Raw genomic sequence first — 18,884 nt, 5'->3', positions numbered from 1 at the left:
AGTGCATCGCGTACGTCCGCTGCTTGCCTGAGACACTCCGCAAAGGCATCCTTCCTGGAGTGTACGAGTTCCTCCTCCTTGCATCCTGCATCCTCTTCGTCGGGGTCTGCATCGCCTATGTAAGGCAGGAGGCGGCGAGCCTGCTGCACCCTGCGTCGATCTACCTCGCCTTCCACGGCTTCATCTTCGTGATCCGCCCACTGTTCGCGTGGTTCTACAAGTTCGATCTCGTCTATCGGGTCTACGATTTCCAGCCTTCGATGGCGGACAAGATAACGGTCATACTGGGTGCAAATCTGGCGATGGTGGTCTTCGTCGCCGTATCGCTGAAAGTGGCGTCCGTTCCCTCCCAACCTGTGGCGACGGGCGACTTCGATCGCTTGCGGCGCGCGATGGTCGGACCGATGTTGCTCGTCTCCGCGCTGCTGGTGCCGCTTGCCGTGGCTGCACAGCTGGAAAACTGGAATCGCCGTATCGACCCCTATGCAACCATGGCGCGCGATGCGGCGACCGGTATCATGGTCAATGTCGACGGCAACGGCTGGTTCAGCGAGTCCGCGCTGGTCCTTGGCCCGCTGGCCGTGCTCGCGGTCTGGTTGCTCCGGTTTCGCGCCTCGGGCTGGCTGCTGTTCCTTGCCGCCAGCCTGCTGATGCTCGGCTCGGGCGGACGCGGTTCCTTCATTTTCGCTGCAGCGGCGGTCGCTTTCCTATTCCTGCTCGAGCGGCGCCGAAGCTGGTTCGACTGGCGCGTGATGGCGATTGCCGCAATCAGCTTTCTCACCTTCAATGCAGTGGTCGTCGACCGCGGCGCTGCTATCCGCGGTGTGCTGGGCGGCGACGCCGGCGATACCTACACCTCGGCCATGGAGCTCGATCCGCTCGAACACATGGATTTCGCCAGCCTCGAGTATTTCGAGTACATCGTTTACGCCGTCCCCCAAAGGACGGGCAGCTGGGACTATTTCGCCCACAACCTGCAGATTCTCACCGAACCGGTCCCCCGCACCCTGTGGAAAGACAAGCCCATCGGATCACCTGTGCAGTTCTTCAAATTGTGGGACTACGGCACGCCAATCGGGATGACGATTTCACTGCCGGGCGCAGGCTGGATGTCGCTCGGCTATTTCGGCATCATCATCCAGGCGGCGATCTTTGCGATGCTCTACGGCGGCGCGCACTCCCGGCTGCTAACGCGCAACGACGATGCCATGCCGCGCCTCTACTATGCTCTCTTTGCAGCGACCTCGATCGTGGTCTTCCGCGACGGGATCCTGCTGACATTGCTCCGTCAGCTCCCCTTCTATCTCGGGCCTCTTGTGCTCATCCACCTATTGGTGCGCCTGAAAAGCGTCAGGGCCGCGCGAATACCGGCGCAATCTCAGAGCGCCCCTGCCCAGACTCCTGCCGAAAGGCGACGCGAACTGGCCTCCCGCGCCTCCTAGTTCGGGTTGCATTTCACAACCTACTAGCGCACGCCTCCCGCTTGGGTTACGTTCGCGTAAAGTGGGAGACAAATTGATGGCAGACACGGCGACCGATTTCGACGTTCTCATCGTCGGGGCAGGCATTTCCGGCATCGGCATGGCAGCACACATGACCGAGAAGGCCCCCGGCCACAGCTACGCGATCGTCGAACGCCGCGAGAACCTGGGCGGGACCTGGGACCTGTTCCGTTACCCGGGCATCCGTTCGGACAGCGACATGCACACGCTGGGCTTCGATTTCGAGCCCTGGAAGCACGAGAAGTCGATCGCCGATGCTCCGGCGATCCTCGAATATCTCGATCGCGTCGTCGACGAACGTGGCATCCGCCAGCACATCCGTTTCAATCACAAGGTCATCTACGCCGACTGGCGTGAGAGCGATGCGCGCTGGCATGTGACGCTCGAAACCGGTGAGGGCGAGCGCAAGATGCTGACTGCGAACTGGCTCTACCTCGGCGCAGGCTATTACGACTACGACGAACCCTACGATCCCGGCTTCGATTTCGGCGAGTTCGAAGGGCAGGTCATCCACCCGCAGTTCTGGCCCAAGGACCTCGACTACAGCGGCAAGAACGTCGTCGTCATCGGATCCGGCGCAACGGCGGTCACCATCGTCCCGTCGATGGCGGACAAGGCGGCGAAGGTCACCATGCTGCAACGCACGCCGACCTGGATGTTCAGCCGCCCTGCCAAGGACGGCATCGCCAACTTCCTGCGCAAGATCCTGCCGGAGAAGACGGCCTACAACATCACCCGGTTCAAGAACATCAAGATGCAGGACATCAGCTTCAAGATGGCCCGCAACAAGCCGGAGAAGGTGAAGGACGGGCTTCACAAGCGGATCCGCAAGTCGATGGGCAAGGACTACGATCTGACGCCCTTCACCCCGCCCTACAACCCGTGGGAACAGCGCCTGTGCCTCGTTCCCGACGACGATCTGTTCCAGGCGATCAAGAAGGGCAAGGCCGAGGTCGTAACCGGCCACATCAAGGCTTTCGAGAAGGGCGGCGTGCGCCTGACAGACGATACATTCCTGCCCGCCGACATCGTCATCACCGCAACCGGGCTCAAGCTTGCCGTCGCGGGCAAGATCGCTCTGTCGAAGGAAGGCCAGCCGATCGATCTGGCGCAGCACTTCTATTACAAGGGCTGCATGTTCTCGAACGTGCCGAACCTTGCGGCCGTATTCGGATATCTCAACGCCAGCTGGACGCTTCGGGCCGACATCAATTCGGATTATATCTGCCGGGTGCTGGCCAAGCAGAAGGCGACCGGGACCGATGTCGCCGTACCTGTTCTCGCCGAGAATCATGGGCTCGAGGAAGACGACATCTTCGATTTCTCCAGCGGCTACATCCAGCGCGGCAAGCACATCATGCCGAAGAACGCGGTCAGCTATCCGTGGCGGCTCAACCAGGAATACGTGATCGACCGAAAGCGGATGAAAACCGATCCGGTGGAGGACGGCATTCTCGATCTACACCGCCACGGAGCAAATGCACGTGAAGTCGAGGAACAGCTCGAAGCTGCGGAGTAGCTTTCCGGGCAAAGCCGCACTACGTCCTCACGCATGAGCGAACGCATCTATACCGCCGGCCTCGTCGTCATCGGCGACGAGATCCTGTCCGGCCGCACGCACGACAAGAACATCGCGCAAGTCGCCAGCTGGCTCCAGGTGCAGAACATCCGCCTCGCCGAGGTCCGGGTGGTCCCCGATGTAATCGAGCGGATTGTCGAGGCGGTGAACGCGTTGCGCGAGGCCTACGATTACCTTTTCACCACCGGCGGAATCGGCCCGACGCATGACGACATCACCGTCGATGCGGTTGCCGAGGCGCTGGGCGTCGCAGTCGTCGTTCATCCTACGGCGCGGGCGATCCTCGAGAAGTATTATTCCGACAAGGGTGGCCTCAACGAAGGGCGCCTGCGGATGGCACGCGTGCCCGAGGGAGCCGAACTGATCCCCAACCGCATGTCCGGTGCACCGGGCATCAAGATCGGCAATCTCCACCTCATGGCCGGCGTGCCGCACATCACCGCGGGCATGCTCGACGCGCTGACCGGCACGCTCGAAGGCGGGGCACCGCTGCTGAGCGAGACGGTCGGCGGGTTCATCCCCGAAAGCGAGGTCGCGATCTTGCTGCGCGATACCGAGAAGGCGTTCGAGAACTGCCAGATCGGCAGCTATCCCTTCTTCCGCGAAGGCAAGGTCGGATCGAACTTCGTCATCCGCTCGACCGACGAAGCGGCGCTCAAGGCCTGCATGGCGCAACTGTGCGAAGGACTCGATGCCGCCGGATTTGCCTTTACCCACGGCGGAATCTGACTGCGGCTTTCGCGCCGACCAAGCCACCGTTAGAAATGGCGCGAGGGGGATCGCGCGATGGAATGGCTTTTCATCTTCGGACTGGCCGGGCTGGTCGCCCGCTTGTGGCATCGTCTCGACCGGGCCGAACAAAAGCTCGAGCGCCTCGACGAGCTGCAGGACCACATGTTCGATGCAATGCGAACCATGCGTCCTGCAGAGCGCGAAGCGCCTGTCCCCGTTGAAGAAACCGCCCCTCCGGCACCTCGCGAAACGGTTACGGTACCCAAAGTTCGCCTGAGCCAGACGGCCCATTCCGCACCCCCTTCGGAGACACCCGAACCAGCTGGCGAACCCCAGGTCACGGCACCTGCCGCCGTTGATCACACTGAAGAACCCCACCCGCCTAAGCCACTCCGCGAAAGGTTCGCGTTCGACCTCGAAGACGTTTTCGGTCGCAGGCTGCCGATCTGGGCTGGCGGGGTCACCCTGGCGGTCGCCGGGGTTTTCCTGGTTCGGTATTCGATCGAACGCGGGTTGATCACCCCGCTGCTGCGCGTCATCATGGCCTTCGTCTTCGGCGGCGGCCTGATCGCCGGCGCCGAAGCCGCGTACCGTTTTCGCGAGAAGGTCGCCGATCCTCGTGTGGCGCAGGCGCTGGCAGGCGCAGGCCTCGCGACGCTCTATGCCGGGTTCTATCTCGCCGGCACGCAATACGGCCTGATAGGGCAGACGATGGCCTTTCTCGGCCTGGCAGCGGTCACCGCCGGCGCCATTGCGCTGTCGTTCCGTTTCGGCCTCCCAAGCGCGGTCCTGGGCCTCGTCGGTGGCTTTGCCGCGCCGGCAGTCGTCGGGGGTGACAATGCCAATCTGCCGCTGCTGGCACTCTATCTCGGCCTCGTCACCGGCGGCCTTACCTACGCGGGCCGCGAGCAGAAGCGCGAATGGATGGGCATCGCCGCAATGGTCGGTGGCCTCGGTTGGGGCGCTTTGCTGCTGCTCGGCGGCGAACCAGGTTTCGCCGACGTTCTGGCACTTGGCCTCTATTTCGTCGTGCTCGGCGCAGTGCTGCCCGCGCTTTCGGGGACGAGCCGTTTCGAGCTACCGTTCCGCCTTGCGTCCGCGCTGGTCGCCAGTGTCCAGCTGGCCCTGCTGGTCGACAGCGGCGGCTATTCGCCGCTCGCCTGGGGACTCTACCTTTTGCTCGGTGCGACTCTCGGTTTCTTCGGCTGGAGGAGACCCGACATGCGCGAGGCGAATGCAATTGCGGCAACGGTCGGATTGTTGCTTCTAGGCCAGTGGACCGGTGCGTCGGGCGAAGGCTTCGCTATCGTGGCAAGCGGCATTGCAGCAATATTTGCCGGCCTCCCCTTGCTCCACATCTGGCGCGAGGACGAACGCAAGATCGATCTCTGGCAGGTTGGAGGCTTGACCGCTGCGCTGGCCATAATTGCCTACGCCTCGTTCGGCGATTTCGTCGCAGACCGTATCGAGGCTGCACTGGCAGCGGGAACACTGGCGCTCGCCACATTCCCGGCCCTGGCGGCATGGCGGCTCTGGCACAGGGGCCCTGCGCCAATGCTGGCCTTCGAATTGCTGGTTGCGTTGATGCTGGTGTTTGCCGCCAGCCTCATGGTGACCCCCGCGTGGCTTGCGCCAATCGTGGCTGCAGCCCTGTTCGCGGGCAGCTTTGCCCTCCTGCGCGAACGCGAGGAAAAGGAACTGTTCGGGCTGCTCTGGGGCATCGGAACGGCAAGCATTTTCTCGCTCCTCGGTCACGTTGCGGTCGAGGCCGAGGTCATGCGTCTGTCCGCAGGCACCGAACCGGCGCTTGGCCTGCGTAGTCTCCTTCGCTGGCTCGCCCCGCTCGCAGTCATGGCAGCACTCGCATGGCGCGAGCGGATGCCCGAGTTGCGTCATTTCGCGGAAGGGGCTGCCGCGGCGCTGGCCTATGCTGCGCTCGCGCAAGTGCTACCGGGCTGGACCCTGGCGTGGGCAGCCGCCTTGCTGGCCATCGCATTGTCCTTCGGTCTGCCGGACCGCCCGGTCGCCAGGCTGGTCGCCGTGGCCATCGCCGCGTCCTGGGCGCTCCTCCCACTGTTGAACTGGGTCGGCGCAGCGCTGATGTCGCTCGGCGGCGAGCCGGTGTTTGTCGATGCAATCCCTTCGCTGGCGATGATCGGACGTCGCCTGCTACCCCTGATCGCTGCGCTGGCGTTCCTCCGGCTCCCTCCGCATGTTTGGCGGAGCGTGAATTTCCGCCTGGAATGGCTTGCTCTCATCCCGCTCGCGGTGGCGCTGCATGTCGCATTCAAGCAGGTTTTCGCGATCGAGACGATCACGGCCTTCGTATCGCAGGGTCTTGCCGAGCGTACGCTTTGGCAAGCCCTGCTGCTTGCGGCGGGATGGGCCGCGATGACAAGGGTACCGCTGGTCGGGCGGGTCATCATGACTGCCGCGCTGGTCCATTTCCTCGTCTACACCGGCCTGCTGCATAACCCGCTGTGGGACAGGCAGGCAGTAGGCGCGACGCCGGTCGCCAACCTGGTGCTGGCCGCCTATGCGGTTGCGGTCGGCACGGCGCTGATGCTGCGCCGGGCCATTCCCGAGCGCCTGAAACCTGCGGCAGACGGGCTTGTCGTCGCGCTGGTCAGCCTGGGAACCCTAACGTTGCTTCGACAGGCCTTCGCTGGTTCGATACCCGTGGATGCGCCGATGACGCAGACGGAGGACCTGCTGCGCTCGCTGCTCGGAATTGTCCTGGCGATCGGCTTCCTCATCCTCGGCAGCCGCCGGGGAGAACGCAGCTGGCGGGTCGGATCGCTGGTGCTCATGGTCCTGGCGGTTGCCAAGGTCTTCATCGTTGACGCGGCCGGGCTCGAGGGCCTGTTGCGCATCGCCAGCTTCATGGCGCTGGGCTTCAGCCTGATCGGCATCGGCTGGCTCTATTCGCGCCAATTGCGGGGCGCACCAATTCCACAATGAGAAAGGGCCGGAGGTTTCCCCCCGGCCCTTCTGATCTCATCGTTCGAAGCGAGTGGCTCAGGCGCCTTCGACCTCGGTGAGGTCGAGCTTGAGGCCCGGGCCCATCGAGCTGGTCAGGGTGACCTTGCGGACGTACTTGCCCTTGGCACCCGACGGCTTGGCCTTCACGACGGCTTCGGTCAGCGCCTTGAAGTTCGCCTTTAGGTCGGCGTCCTTGAACGACAGCTTGCCGATCCCCGAGTGGATGATGCCCAGCTTCTCGACACGGAATTCGACCTGGCCGGCCTTCGCATCCTTGACCGCCTGTTCGACGTTCGGGGTGACGGTGCCCAGCTTCGGGTTCGGCATCAGGCCCTTGGGACCCAGCACCTTACCGAGACGGCCGACGACGCCCATCATGTCCGGCGTGGCGATCACGCGGTCATAGTTGAGGTTGCCGTTCTGCATGTCTTCCATGAGGTCTTCCGCACCGACCTTGTCGGCACCGGCAGCGAGAGCCTTGTCGGCATTGTCGCCACGGGCGAACACGGCGACGCGAACGTCCTTGCCCGTGCCGCTCGGCAACGAAACCATGCCGCGAACCATCTGGTCGGCGTGACGCGGGTCGACGCCCAGGTTCATCGCGACTTCGACGGTCTCGTCGAACTTGCTCTTGTGCTCGCGCAGCGTGGCGAGCGCCTCGTCGACGGTGTAGAGCTTTTCGCTGTCCAGCTTGGCGCGAACCTGCTGCTTCTTGGTCTGCTTTGCCATGGTCTTAGCCCTCCACCACGTCGAGGCCCATCGAACGCGCGGAGCCTTCGATGATCTTGGTTGCCTGCTCGATATCGTTCGCGTTGAGATCCTTCATCTTGGTCTCTGCGATTTCGGCGAGCTGCGAGCGCTTGATGGTTCCGGCCGAAACCTTGCCCGGCTCCTTCGAACCCGACTTCAGCTTGGCAGCCTTCTTGATCAGGAAGCTGGCCGGCGGAGTCTTGGTGATGAAGGTGAACGAGCGGTCGGCATAGACCGTGATGATCGTCGGGATCGGCATGCCCTTTTCGAGGCTGTCGGTCGCGGCGTTGAAGGCCTTGCAGAATTCCATAATGTTCACGCCACGCTGGCCCAGTGCGGGGCCGATAGGCGGCGAGGGGTTGGCGGTGCCGGCGGGCACCTGCAGCTTGATATAGCCGTCGATCTTCTTGGCCATGAATGGCCTCCTTTCTCACTGTTGCCGCGACTCTTTCGACACGCGGCTCATGGTAAGCGGTCAAGTGGACTACCGGGGCAGTCCTCCCGCGCGGGTTTCCCTAAGATGTCTCGGGAAGGCGCGCACATAGCGTTTCGCGCCGCGAATGCAAGCGATTCTCCCCCTGCGCCGTCGACCGCCCATCGAACCCGATGGCTCCTCTATCGAAGCCCACTCCCTTCGAGGATTGCAAAGGTCTATGATCGCTGCATGAAGTGGAGAGGATCGATCGCCGCAGCTCTGCTGCTGGCAAGCTCATCGCCGGCCATGGCACAAGCTTCGAAAGAGGTGCGGACCACGCCGGTCATGCGGATGCCCGAACTGCCGCCTGCCGTCATCGACGAGACTCTGCAGATCGGTGGCGAAGCCATCGAGGCGGAGAAGCGCGTCAGCCGGATGACCGCAGAGGTCATGGTCAACGGCAAGGGACCCTACAACTTCGTCGTCGACAGCGGCGCCGACACCTCGGTGATCGGGCAGTCGCTGGCGGGTAAGCTCGGCCTTCCCGACGGGGAGCAGGTTTTCCTCCACGGCGTGACCGAAAGCCGCATGGTCGACACGGTCAAGGTCGACACGCTGGGATTGGGCCCGACCGAAACCGTCGGTCTCGAATTGCCCGTGCTCGACGAAAGCGATCTCGGCGGGGACGGGATGATCGGCCTCGACACCCTTGTCGAGCAGCGGCTGATGCTGGATTTCGAAAAGCGCATCATCACCGTTGATGACGAGCGCAGCGCGGGCATGTTCGGCGATGGCATCATCGTCGTGACGGGCCGTCTGGAGCGCGGCCAGCTGATCCTGACCGAGGTCACTGCCGAGAAGGAGAAGGTCGACGCAATCGTCGATACGGGCTCCGAGATCACCATCGGCAACCTTGCGCTGCGCGACAAGCTGCTGCGCCGTCACTTCGACGAATTCAGCAAGATCAAGGTCTATGGCGTGACCGGCGCCGCTATGGAGCTCGATTTCGCCATCATCAAGCGGCTCAAGGTTGGTCCGATCATTCTCCAGAATGTGCCGATCGCCTTTGCCGATATCCCGCCGTTCGAAGTGCTCAACCTGACAGGGAAACCTTCGCTGTTGCTGGGAACGGACATGATGGAGAACTTCCGCCGCGTGTCGCTCGACTTCAAGGAACGCAAGGCGCGATTCCAGTTGAAGAAGTGCGACAGCAGCCGCGTTTTCGTGCGTACCACGCACAGCGCATCGCGCATCAGCGCGGATCGCGACACAGCCTGCTCTTAGGGGTAGCTTGGCGGGACCCGGGCCCCGCCAGCCGAATTACTTGACGAGTTCGACCTGCTCGAAGTCGAGTTCGACCGGGGTCGCGCGACCGAAGATCGAGACCGAGACCTTGACCTTCTGCTTGTCGAAATCGAGTTCCTCGACGAGGCCGTTGAAGCTGGCGAAGGGGCCGTCGAGCACCTTGACCTGGTCGCCGATTTCGTAATCGACCGAAACCTGCGTCTTGGGCGCGGCCTTGGCTTCTTCCACACCGCCGAAATAGCGCGCAGCTTCCTTGTCGGAGATCGCCTGCGGCTTGTTGTTGGTGCCGAGGAAGCCGGTCACCTTCGGGGTGTTCTTGACGAGGTGGTAGACATCGTCGGTCATGTTGAGCTTCGCGAGAACGTAGCCCGGCATGAACTTGCGTTCGACCTGGACCTTCTTGCCGCGCTTCACTTCGGTCACGGTTTCGGTCGGGACCTGTACGTCTTCGACCCCGTCCTGCAGGCCCAGGCGCTCGGCCTCGGCGATGATCGCGTCACGGACCTTGTTCTCGAAGCCCGAATAGGCGTGGATGATGTACCAGCGTGCCATTTTTTCTCGTTACCCTGTCGGAAGTTCGGCCTGATCGGCGATTATGCGAGCGACAGCAGCCACTGCATGGCGGCGCTGAAAAGCGTGTCGATGCTGAGGAAGAAGACCCCCAGGATCAGCATCATGATGAAAACGAAGATGGCAGTGCGTACCGTTTCTTCGCGCGACGGCCAGACCACCTTGCGGGCCTCGGTCTGGACCTGGCGGATGAATTCCGCCGGCGAAGTCTTCTTTTCGTCTGCCATGTTCGCACTCTCGCGTGTAATTCGTCGCGCCTTCCGCCACGTCCCTTTCAGGTAGGGTCTCTCGCCGCCCCGGTTCAAGTCCGGGAGGGGCTTTTTCGATTCCCAATGTCGGAAGACGGGTGCGCATCTAGGGCTTGCGCGCATAAAAGGCAAGCGGGCTTGGCCGGCGACTGGACACGAAAAAGGGGCCGGAAACCACCATGGCTTCCGGCCCCTTATCCTTCGACTGAACCCTCAGCGCCGTCCGAACAGTCGGGCCAGGAAACCCGGTTCCTCCATCGGGAGGATCTTGCCGTGGGTCTGATAGCGCAAGCTGCTGTCGCTATAGGCCTTTGGCTGGGTCCACCGGTCGGGGCGGCTACTGTGGAAGGACAAGCTCGACATGGGTTACCTCCATGAAACTCTTTCCCTCCGTCCTGATGGGTAGAAACCCTAAGTAGCTGCGGCGGTTCCCGTTTCCGTTTCGGCGAGTCCCGATCCGGGACGCGTCCACACGAGGAAAAGCAAGGCCAGGGCGGCAAGAGGCATGAGGTTCACCCCCATCGGCAGTGCGGCGGCGCGAGTCGCATAGGGTGCGAACCACAGGACCGCCAAAGCTAGCTTTTCGTAAGTGCGAAACCCCTCGGCGATGCCCCGCTCCACTAGCCACAACGTAGGGAAGATGAGGAACGGCAGATCGTAGTTGAACAGGTAGGGCGATGCGAGCGCCGTGGCTGCAAGGACGGCTGCTCCCGTGGCGCGGGCATCCCCGTCAAACCGACGCCAACACGTTACTGCGGCGAGCAGTGCCAAGAGCGCGGAAATGCTGCCCGCAAAATAGGCTGCCCCGTCTCCAGCAAAAATGCGGGTCTGCGAGAAGAAGGTTGTCATGCGCAGGAGGAAGTCGGTGTTCACCCCTTCCATCAGCAATCCGCTAGCCTTCCAGCTGGTCACGTATCCTTCGAAAGTCGCCGTGCCGAAAGCGAGCAATGCCGCAAGCAGCAGCGCGGCCACGGTCATACCTGCTGCAACGAACGCCCTCCATTTCCCTCCCGCCGCGAACCAGAATGGCGCCAGCAAGGCGAGGTGGGGCTTGATTACCAACGCTCCGATGGCGGCGCCTGCGAGGCGCGGCTGTTTACCCAGCTCGTGAGCTGCAAGGACCAGAAGTGAGCCCGTCAGCAAACCCGTCTGCGCATGGCCCGCCGCGACCAGCGCTCCGGGATAGGCGACCACCAGTGGCCACAGGCGCGGAAAGGCGCGAATGCTCGCCCACGCCCACAGCCCCCAGGTTACACCGACCCATGCAATCCAGGCCAACGGGAACGGCAGCGCGCCAAAGGGCGTCGCGGCGAACAGGAATGGGGGTGGGTTGACGAAGGCGAACCAGCCCAGGCTCCCGGTTGCGGTCTGCACACGCTGCTGCGTTGCCAGATCGTATGCCGCTGCCGGTTCGCCTGCTGACGTGACATGTCCCGCACCCCAGAATGCGAGGAAATCCGTCCCGTCAGGCCCCATGGCCTTGAAGTAGCTATTAGCAAGCAAGGCCAGGGAGGCGAGCGCGACGAGCAGGGCATAGCCCCGCACACGATCTCGCGTCAGCCAGTCTGCCTTGCGCAGGAAATCCATCGCCACCCCCGGTCAACTCCCCCGCCGTAATGGCAGCATGAGGACGCGGCCATAGGGGGCGGCGATCAATCCACTTTCACGAGCCGGTCTACTTTCCGCCGCCGGCGATCCAAGCGTCGATCTTGGCCTCCAGCACCGACAGGGGCAGGTCGCCGGTATTGAGGACCTGGTCATGGAACTTGCGAACGTCGAAGCTGTCGCCAAGCGCCGCTTCGGCCCTTGCGCGCAGCTGCTTGATCTTGAGCTCGCCGGTTTTGTAGGCAAGCGCCTGGGCCGGCATGACGATGTAGCGTGCCGTCTCGCTCTCGGCGAAGTCGCGGGGCTGACCGTTGGCGACCATGTATTCGATGGCCTTCTCGCGGCTCCAGCCCTTGGCGTGCATGCCGGTGTCGACCACCAGCCGGACCGCGCGCAGCAACTCGCCCCCTGCCAGGGCACCTATGCGATCCAGCGGGTCGCCGTAGAGGCCGAGTTCGTAGCCGAGGCTTTCGGCATACAGCCCCCAGCCCTCGCTGAAGGCCGTGAAACCGCCGTAACGCATGAAGTCAGGCAGGTCCTCGTTCTCGTAAGCGATCATGGTCTGGAAATGATGCCCCGGATTGCCTTCGTGCATATACAGCGCGATCGAGGTGCCCAGCTTGCGCTCGGCCACGTTCCAGCCACTAAAGTAGAAGGTGCCCGGTCGGGTGCCGTCGATCTTCCCCGGGTTGTACGAAGCCGCAAGGTTGAAGGCCTCCCGGTATTCCTCGTAGGGGAGGATCTGCAACTCCGTCCGCGGCTTGTGGATGAAAAGCTTGTCGAGCAACGGATCGACCTTGCGACCGACGCCGTACCATGCCTCCTGCAGGTCCGCCTTGGTGGTATAGGTCGGTTGCGTGCGATCCCCCGCCTCGCCCCGGGCCTTGGACAGCGCTGCATTGATCCGTGCCACCTCGGCAAGTCCGGTCTGGTGCACTTCCTCCGCAGTCAGCGGCAGCGTGGTCATTTCGTGGATGCGATGCGCGTAGTAGGCCTCGCCACCAGGGGTCGCTGTGGCTGCAATGCTGGTCCGCGCCAGCGGCAGGTATTCATTTGCAAGATAATCCCGCATCCGCCTCATCGCAGGGAAGAGTTCGTTCTGCACGGCGGTGCGCGTTTCTGCGTCGAGCCGCGCCTTCTCGGCAGCGGAAAAACTGTCCGGGAAGGCCTTCAGGGGCGCGTAGTAGGGATTGCTCGGGTCTGGTGACCCAAGCTGTGTGTCGAATTGCTTGACCATTATTTCGACGGTCAGCCGAGGCAGAGTAATCCCCTCATCTGCGCCGGTCCGCAAACGGGCGATCATCTCGTCGATGTTCTGGGCCGCCGAACGGTGCCGGGACAGATTGTCCTCGTAATCCTTCACCGTATCGAAAGGCATGAAGGCGCCCGGAGCCGACATGCGCGGATAGAATACGTGAAAGCCCGTGAAATGGTCGATCGGAGTGGCGAGGTTGGTCTTGAGCACGTCGCCGAAATTGTCCGCGATGCGCCTCTGCATCGTATATTCGAAGGTATCGTAGACCATTCGGTCGGTCTCGCTCAGAGCCGATCGATCGATGGCGTGCAACGATGCCAGGTCCGACTGCGCAGCGGCTCGCTCGCGGTCGTAATATGCAGGCGAGGAGTCGCCCAGAGTGTCGGCATGCGTGAAATCGCCGCGGAAGAACGCCGATACGGGATTGCGTTCCAGATACGCTGCTTCGCTGGCGACGAGGAGTGCATCCAGTTGCTGGTGGGGGCTGGGCAGCGCCGAGACCGCTTCCGCGTCGACGCCTCCCGTGGTGGTGCAGGCCCCTGACATTCCCGCAAGGACCAGTGCAAGCGCTGCCTGCGCGGCGAATTTCCTCATGTTCTTTCCTCCCCTTGGAAAGCTATTTGCTGAGCGGCCTCCACGCTTGCGGAGGCCGCCTCGATCACTTGCCTCCGCCGGCAATCCAGCGGTCGATCTTCTCCTCTAGCACCGGCAGCGGCAGCGCACCCGTATCGAGCACTTGCGCATGGAATGCACGGATGTCGAACTTGTCGCCCAGCTTCTCCTCGGCCCGCTTGCGCAGTTCCTGGATCTTCAGCGCACCGACCTTGTAGGCGAGCGCCTGCGAGGGGATGGCGATGTACCGCTCGACCTCGGCCACGACTTCGGTACGGGTCATGCCGGAATTGGCCAGCATGAAATCGATCGCCTGCTCGCGCGTCCAGCCCTTGGCGTGGATGCCGGTATCGACGACCAGGCGCATGGCGCGAAGCTGTTCGTCCTGCAGCGTGCCGTAACGGGCCCAGGGATCCTTGTAGAAGCCCATCTCGTAACCGAGCGTCTCGGCATACAACGCCCAGCCTTCAACATAGGCAGTGTTGCCGCCGAACCGCATGAAGGCGGGCAGCGCCTCGTTTTCCTGCGCAAGGCTGATCTGGAAATGGTGCCCGGGCGCGCCTTCGTGGAGATAGAGCGTGACGTTGCCCGTCGTCAGCCTGCTCGGCAGGTCATAGGCGTTGAAATAGAAGGTGCCCGGACGCGTGCCGTCGGGCGAGCCGGAATCGTAGGAACCGCCGGCCTCGAACTTCTCGCGCCATTCCTCGTAAGGCTTGATCTGCAACGGAGTCTTGGGAAGCAGCGAGAAGTAGTTGCCGATCTGCTCGTCGACGCGCTTGCCGATGTCATAATAGCTCTGGGTCAGCGCCTCGCGGCTCTTCGGCTTGAACTTCTCGTCGGTGCGCACGTAATCGAAGAACTCGTTGAGCGTGCCCTTGAAGCCGACCTCGTCCTTGATCTGCTCCATCCCGCCCTTGATCCGGGCGACTTCGGAGAGGCCCAGCTGGTGCAGGTACTCGGGCTCCAGCGGCAGCGTGGTCGAGTTCTCGATGAGGTAGCGATAGTAGGCCGGTCCGCCCTTCATCTGGCCGAGACCGACGCTGTCGCGCGCCACCGGCAGGTATTCGTCGCGCAGGAAATCGCGCAGGCGGGTGTGGGCAGCGTAGATTGCTTGCGTCGCTGTGCGATATTCTGCGGTCAGGCGCGCCTTGTCCTCTGCCGAGAAATCTTCCGGCATGTTCTTGATCGGCATCCAGAAAGGCGAGTCCTCGATCGGCATAGCGAGCTGCGTGTCGAGCTGGCTGACGACATTGCCGATGGTCAGCTTGGTCTCGAAAACGCCGGTCTTCATGCCTTCGCGGAACTTGCCGATCGCCCGGTCGGTGATGGCAATGTAGTCGGCATGGCGCTTGAGATTGTTCTCGTAGTCGGTGACAGTCTTGAACGGAGCCGCGCTCTGGCCGCTGGCGAAGCTCGGGTAGAAGGTGTGGAAGCCCGCGAAGTGGTTGACCGGACGGACTTCGGAGGCAGCCATCAGTTCGGGCGCGAAGCCTTCCATCGCCCCCTTCTGGTCATGCGCGAACACATCGTAGGCGATCTGGTCCGTCGGGGAGAGCTTGCTACGGTCGATGGCAGCCAGCAGCGTGAGATTGGTTTCGGTGTCCGCCTTGCTCGCGGCGGTGAATTCGTCGGTGAGATAGTCGCCCAGACGATCGGCGTAACGCATGTCTCCGCGGAACAGCGCGCCGATGGGGTTGAGCTTGAGATTGCGTTCGTCGGCATCGGCGAAGAGCGCGAAGAGCGCGTCATGGGCAGCCTGCTGCTCGTCAGCCTGCGAGACGACCGCAACTCCCTGCGGTTCGGACATTGTGCCGGTGGTGGCGCAGGCGCCGAGCGAAAGTGCTGCCGTCGACAGCAATGCGATGCGGGCGAGTTTCATTGTGTTTCCCCTGGTTTTCTCGTGGCGCCCCTCAGACACGCGCAAGCGCGCGCCGAAAAGCGCCCTTCCGACCACGGGCGGACACTACTCGACCAATGTCAGGCGGCGACGGTCGCCCTCGTCTGCGATTCCTCTCCCAGCGGCTGGCCGCCGGAATAGGCGAATTCCGGACCGTTGAAATCGATGTGGGGGAAGGCCTCGCGTTCGGCCCAGTAATCCTGGTTGTGCCGCCATTCGGGCTTCGACCCACGCCGCGGCATCGCGTCGATCCCGCGATTGAGGTAGCCGGGATTGAAGTTGTCGGACTCGATCCAGGGCAGGATTTCCATGTCCTGATCCTCGGGCCGGAACTTCACCTCGACCTGCGACACGCCCTTGTCGCGCATGTTGTTGAGCATGGCACACACGAAATCGCCCATCATGTCGACGCGCAGGGTCCAGCTGGCGCGGAAATAGCCCATCACCCAGACCATGTTGGGCACGCCGGTATGCATCGCGCCGCGATAGGTGACGGTCTTGCCCCAGTCGACATCCTCGCCATCGACGGTGAAGGGAATGCCTCCCATGACCAGCAGGTTGAAGCCGGTGCAGGCGATGATGATGTCTGCCTCGATCTCTTGGCCCGACGAGGTGCGCACACCCTTCTCGGTGAAGCGGTCGATCGTGTCGGTGACGACGTCGAGCTTGCCCGAGACGGCCGCCCTGAACACGTCGCCCTCCGGACAGAAGGCCAGCCGCTGCTGCCAGACGCGGTATTTCGGGGTGAAGTGCGGTTCGAATTCGAAGTCGGGCTTTTCCGCGAAGGTCCGCACCAGTTCCTTCAGTTCCTCGAAAACGGTCTCGGGTTCCTCCTGGCAGCGCTTGGTCATCACGTCCTGGTTGAACATGATCTGGCGCCGGACGATGTCGTGAATCGCGGGCTCCTCGGCCCCGACCTCGCGCAGCTTGTCGGCCAGGGGGTTCTTGTTCTCGCTGCAGAAGAAATAGGTCGGGCTGCGCTGGAGCATGATGACCTTCTCCGCCTTTTCGGCGAAGGCCGGCACGACCGTGGCGGCGGTTGCGCCCGATCCGATGACCAGCACGCGCTTGCCGGTGTAGTCGTAGTTCGGGTCCCACTGCATGGCGTGGAAGAAATCGCCCTTGTAGTCGCCCAGCCCCATGCCCTGCCACTCGGGCGGGATGTAGGGGTTCTCGTGGTCGTAATAGCCCTGGCACATCCACAAAAAGTGGCAGGTGAAGGTGAGTTCGGCACCGTCGGACAGGCGGGTCGCACCGACGGTCCACAGTCCCGTGTCGCGCGAATAGGCGCAGGAGGTTATGCGGTGACCGTAGCGGATATGCTCGTCGATCCCGTTCTCCTCGATCACCTCGCCCATGTACTTGAGGATCTCCTCGGCACTGGCGATCGGCGCACCTACCCACGGCTTGAAGCGATAGCCGAAGGTGTAGAGATCGCTGTCGGAGCGCACGCCCGGGTACTTGTGCGTGTCCCAGGTCCCGCCGAACGTGTCCTTCATCTCCAGGATCGTATAGCTCGCCCACGGGCATTGCTGCTGCAGGTGCCAGGCAGATCCGATGCCCGATATGCCCGCGCCGACGATCAGGACGTCGACATGGGTGGCATTCTTGGAGGGCGAAAAACTCTCGACAGCGTTCATAGGCGATTCCTCTCTCGCTGACGTGCTTATCACATCCGCGCAGGAATCGAGTCATTGATCGGCGTCAAAGCGCCAGATTGTGTCGCTAGAACGTGTAGCCGACCCCCGCGGCGAGCATCCACTGGTCATCGTCACCCCGGATGCTGGTGAAGGGAGTGCGCTTCGCATCGCCGAGCATCTTCGAGTATCCGCCCAGCACGATCAGCGCGAAACCGCCGTTGGTCAGGTCACCGTCGAGATCCACTCCGGCGAGCAAATTGACTCCAACGCTGTCGAAACCGCCCTTGGCCTGGAAGCCGGGCAATGTGTCTTCGGGGGCCAGCGTATTGAGCGTCGGGACCGAGTAGTAATAGTCGGCATAGTCGTCGTCGACGTGGCTCGCGCTGACCGACAGCGATACGGCGGCACCGCGGCTGACGGGTGTGAAATAGGTCACGCTGGGGTTGATGGTCATGCCCTTGTGCGCGCCCGCCACGTCCCACAGCGCGTCCACGTTGAAGCTGAGGCTGTCGTAGGGATTGAGGACGGCGGGGAAGCTGACGCCGAGCGTCGGACCCACTTCGACCGCGGTGTCGAGCTTGCCGTAGAGCTTGACCACCGGATCCTTGATCTGGCTGGCGCGATTGCGGTTGATCCTGGCTGCGACGCCCGCCGAAAATGCCACTTCGCCATCGGCATCGGGGATGAAATCGAGCGCCAGACCGCCGGGTCGCGGATTGATCCCGATGCCGCCCAGCTTGCCCTGCACGATCGGCAGCGGCGAAATCACATAATCGTCCGACCCGTCGTAACTGGGCGAATAGACCACGCCCGCCCCGACGCTGAGCCAGTCGCCAGTATAAACCGATTGATGCGACTCACGCAGCAAGGCGTCGCCCTGTTCGTCGTCCTGCGCGAAAGCTGGCGTTGCACTGGCGACGAGGATGGCCCCGAGCGCAAAGCGGATCGTATGCGATTTCATTCTGACATGCCCCTTTTCAATGGAGAACCGCCTTCACGCCGCGACGTTCCCCCATTCGGTCGAGCCAAGCCGTTGATCCACGTCACTTTGCGCGCCACAAGCCTGCGATGATCACGAAGCTTAGCCTTGCTGCCCTGCTGGCAATTGCAGCGTCTGTGCCAGCGCCGCTGTCTGCCGCTGGAGGAAGCGCGTACACCGACCTCGTCGAAGCCCTTGCGGCGAAGGATCGTCTCATGTCCGGGTTCGCCGATAGTGCGATCGCCGTCATGGTCGAGGAAGCGCAGCGCGATCCGGAAATGGTCGAGATGGAAGAAGAGTGCGCGGGAACGCTCGACCTCATGGGACAAACCGCGCGTCCGCATCTCGTCGCTTCGCACGAAAGAGGTGTGACGCAATACCGGGCGCAACTGCTTGAGCTCTTTTCATCCAGGCTTTCGCCAGAGGAAGCGCGCGGTGCGGCCGAGTTTTATGCATCCGATGACGGGCGATTCCTTATCAGCCTGGCCGAACAGAACGAGTCGGTCGAAAACGTTCTCTCGGACGTCCGGGGGAACGAGGACGGCTCAGTCTCCGCCGCAGCGCTCGCGGCAGACAAGGCGGTAATGGAGGAGAAGATCAGGAAGGGCGGCGACAGGACCAGGCTGGCAAAGATCGGCTGGTTCCTGATGACCGCCGACTGGTTTCGCAATTTCCAGACGCTGAAGCCCGAAATGCACCAGCTCGAGCTCGCCTTGGTGAACGACGATTTCACCGCGGAAGAAGGGGCCGCTTTCGATGCCGCCCTTGAAGAAGCCTTCACCGCGCATTTCGAGGCCTGTTACGCCGATTGAG

General features: G+C 62.8%; 16 protein-coding genes. 6 read left to right on the top strand and 10 right to left on the bottom strand.

All coding sequences use genetic code 11. The features are described from left to right. The first annotated feature begins 59 nt into the window (after positions 1-59). The 4 genes from RAM60_RS01115 to RAM60_RS01100 all read left to right on the top strand — a co-directional run bounded on the left by RAM60_RS01115 (position 60) and on the right by RAM60_RS01100 (position 6,774). Positions 60-1,442, top strand: coding sequence for a hypothetical protein (locus RAM60_RS01115; protein ID WP_369025932.1), 1,383 nt, complete (start codon positions 60-62; stop codon positions 1,440-1,442). Positions 1,443-1,518: 76 nt separating this feature from the next. After that, positions 1,519-3,021, top strand: coding sequence for a flavin-containing monooxygenase (locus RAM60_RS01110; protein WP_369025933.1), 1,503 nt, complete (start codon positions 1,519-1,521; stop codon positions 3,019-3,021). A 33-nt stretch (positions 3,022-3,054) separates the two neighbouring features. Next, positions 3,055-3,810 carry a competence/damage-inducible protein A gene (locus tag RAM60_RS01105; RefSeq protein WP_369025934.1) on the top strand — a complete coding sequence of 252 codons (756 nt, stop codon included), beginning with the start codon at positions 3,055-3,057 and terminating at the stop codon, positions 3,808-3,810. Positions 3,811-3,867: 57 nt separating this feature from the next. Continuing rightward, complete coding sequence (locus RAM60_RS01100; protein ID WP_369025935.1) at positions 3,868-6,774, top strand: DUF2339 domain-containing protein; 2,907 nt, start codon at positions 3,868-3,870, stop codon at positions 6,772-6,774. Positions 6,775-6,831: 57 nt separating this feature from the next. Here the strand turns inward: RAM60_RS01100 and rplA are convergent, their stop codons facing one another. Next, positions 6,832-7,524 (bottom strand): 50S ribosomal protein L1, encoded by a 693-nt coding sequence (rplA, locus tag RAM60_RS01095; RefSeq protein ID WP_200982372.1) that lies wholly within the window; start codon positions 7,522-7,524, stop codon positions 6,832-6,834. Positions 7,525-7,528: 4 nt separating this feature from the next. After that, on the bottom strand, positions 7,529-7,960 hold the full coding sequence (rplK, locus tag RAM60_RS01090) for a 50S ribosomal protein L11 (RefSeq protein ID WP_200982369.1): 432 nt from the start codon (positions 7,958-7,960) through the stop codon (positions 7,529-7,531). 249 nt (positions 7,961-8,209) lie between these two features. On the opposite strand from rplK, the gene RAM60_RS01085 reads away from it, so the two are divergent. Then, positions 8,210-9,244: an aspartyl protease family protein gene (locus tag RAM60_RS01085; protein WP_369025936.1), complete on the top strand. Its 1,035-nt coding sequence runs from the start codon at positions 8,210-8,212 to the stop codon at positions 9,242-9,244. A 36-nt stretch (positions 9,245-9,280) separates the two neighbouring features. On the opposite strand, the gene nusG is transcribed toward RAM60_RS01085, so the two are convergent. From nusG to RAM60_RS01045, 8 genes are all read right to left on the bottom strand, one after another. Next, positions 9,281-9,817 carry a transcription termination/antitermination protein NusG gene (nusG, locus tag RAM60_RS01080; RefSeq protein WP_200982365.1) on the bottom strand — a complete coding sequence of 179 codons (537 nt, stop codon included), beginning with the start codon at positions 9,815-9,817 and terminating at the stop codon, positions 9,281-9,283. 41 nt (positions 9,818-9,858) lie between these two features. After that, positions 9,859-10,062 (bottom strand): preprotein translocase subunit SecE, encoded by a 204-nt coding sequence (secE, locus tag RAM60_RS01075; RefSeq protein WP_200982363.1) that lies wholly within the window; start codon positions 10,060-10,062, stop codon positions 9,859-9,861. 234 nt (positions 10,063-10,296) lie between these two features. Beyond that, positions 10,297-10,446, bottom strand: a complete 150-nt coding sequence (locus RAM60_RS01070) for a hypothetical protein (protein ID WP_369025937.1) — start codon at positions 10,444-10,446, stop codon at positions 10,297-10,299. A 48-nt stretch (positions 10,447-10,494) separates the two neighbouring features. Continuing rightward, a complete protein-coding gene (locus RAM60_RS01065; RefSeq protein WP_369025938.1) occupies positions 10,495-11,670 on the bottom strand; it encodes a glycosyltransferase family 87 protein in 1,176 nt (391 codons plus the stop codon). An 88-nt stretch (positions 11,671-11,758) separates the two neighbouring features. Next, positions 11,759-13,537, bottom strand: coding sequence for a DUF885 domain-containing protein (locus RAM60_RS01060; protein WP_369025939.1), 1,779 nt, complete (start codon positions 13,535-13,537; stop codon positions 11,759-11,761). 64 nt (positions 13,538-13,601) lie between these two features. After that, on the bottom strand, positions 13,602-15,434 hold the full coding sequence (locus RAM60_RS01055; protein ID WP_369025940.1) for a DUF885 domain-containing protein: 1,833 nt from the start codon (positions 15,432-15,434) through the stop codon (positions 13,602-13,604). Positions 15,435-15,532: 98 nt separating this feature from the next. Continuing rightward, on the bottom strand, positions 15,533-17,092 hold the full coding sequence (locus RAM60_RS01050) for a flavin-containing monooxygenase (RefSeq protein ID WP_369025941.1): 1,560 nt from the start codon (positions 17,090-17,092) through the stop codon (positions 15,533-15,535). An 85-nt stretch (positions 17,093-17,177) separates the two neighbouring features. Continuing rightward, positions 17,178-18,053 carry a MipA/OmpV family protein gene (locus RAM60_RS01045; RefSeq protein WP_369025942.1) on the bottom strand — a complete coding sequence of 292 codons (876 nt, stop codon included), beginning with the start codon at positions 18,051-18,053 and terminating at the stop codon, positions 17,178-17,180. Between the two features lie 107 nt (positions 18,054-18,160). Here RAM60_RS01045 and RAM60_RS01040 point away from each other — a divergent pair, with 107 nt between their 5' ends. Then, positions 18,161-18,883, top strand: a complete 723-nt coding sequence (locus RAM60_RS01040) for a hypothetical protein (protein ID WP_369025943.1) — start codon at positions 18,161-18,163, stop codon at positions 18,881-18,883. The last annotated feature ends 1 nt before the right edge of the window (position 18,884 follow it).

Source organism: Qipengyuania sp. RANM35, assembly GCF_041021145.2.
Classification (GTDB): domain Bacteria; phylum Pseudomonadota; class Alphaproteobacteria; order Sphingomonadales; family Sphingomonadaceae; genus Qipengyuania; species Qipengyuania soli.
Note: the sequence above shows the minus strand (reverse complement) of the source record. Positions and strands in the feature narration are given on the sequence as shown.

What these genes read in the sequence shown, in the direction of transcription:
- rplA (WP_200982372.1), bottom strand. Translation starts at nt 7,524, where the DNA reads ATGGCAAAGCAGACCAAGAAGCAGCAGGTTCGCGCCAAGCTGGACAGC.
- RAM60_RS01110 (WP_369025933.1), top strand. Translation starts at nt 1,519, where the DNA reads ATGGCAGACACGGCGACCGATTTCGACGTTCTCATCGTCGGGGCAGGC.
- secE (WP_200982363.1), bottom strand. Translation starts at nt 10,062, where the DNA reads ATGGCAGACGAAAAGAAGACTTCGCCGGCGGAATTCATCCGCCAGGTC.
- RAM60_RS01060 (WP_369025939.1), bottom strand. Translation starts at nt 13,537, where the DNA reads ATGAGGAAATTCGCCGCGCAGGCAGCGCTTGCACTGGTCCTTGCGGGA.
- rplK (WP_200982369.1), bottom strand. Translation starts at nt 7,960, where the DNA reads ATGGCCAAGAAGATCGACGGCTATATCAAGCTGCAGGTGCCCGCCGGC.
- RAM60_RS01070 (WP_369025937.1), bottom strand. Translation starts at nt 10,446, where the DNA reads ATGTCGAGCTTGTCCTTCCACAGTAGCCGCCCCGACCGGTGGACCCAG.
- RAM60_RS01050 (WP_369025941.1), bottom strand. Translation starts at nt 17,092, where the DNA reads ATGAACGCTGTCGAGAGTTTTTCGCCCTCCAAGAATGCCACCCATGTC.
- RAM60_RS01105 (WP_369025934.1), top strand. Translation starts at nt 3,055, where the DNA reads ATGAGCGAACGCATCTATACCGCCGGCCTCGTCGTCATCGGCGACGAG.
- RAM60_RS01055 (WP_369025940.1), bottom strand. Translation starts at nt 15,434, where the DNA reads ATGAAACTCGCCCGCATCGCATTGCTGTCGACGGCAGCACTTTCGCTC.
- RAM60_RS01100 (WP_369025935.1), top strand. Translation starts at nt 3,868, where the DNA reads ATGGAATGGCTTTTCATCTTCGGACTGGCCGGGCTGGTCGCCCGCTTG.
- RAM60_RS01085 (WP_369025936.1), top strand. Translation starts at nt 8,210, where the DNA reads ATGAAGTGGAGAGGATCGATCGCCGCAGCTCTGCTGCTGGCAAGCTCA.
- nusG (WP_200982365.1), bottom strand. Translation starts at nt 9,817, where the DNA reads ATGGCACGCTGGTACATCATCCACGCCTATTCGGGCTTCGAGAACAAG.
- RAM60_RS01045 (WP_369025942.1), bottom strand. Translation starts at nt 18,053, where the DNA reads ATGAAATCGCATACGATCCGCTTTGCGCTCGGGGCCATCCTCGTCGCC.
- RAM60_RS01065 (WP_369025938.1), bottom strand. Translation starts at nt 11,670, where the DNA reads ATGGATTTCCTGCGCAAGGCAGACTGGCTGACGCGAGATCGTGTGCGG.
- RAM60_RS01040 (WP_369025943.1), top strand. Translation starts at nt 18,161, where the DNA reads ATGATCACGAAGCTTAGCCTTGCTGCCCTGCTGGCAATTGCAGCGTCT.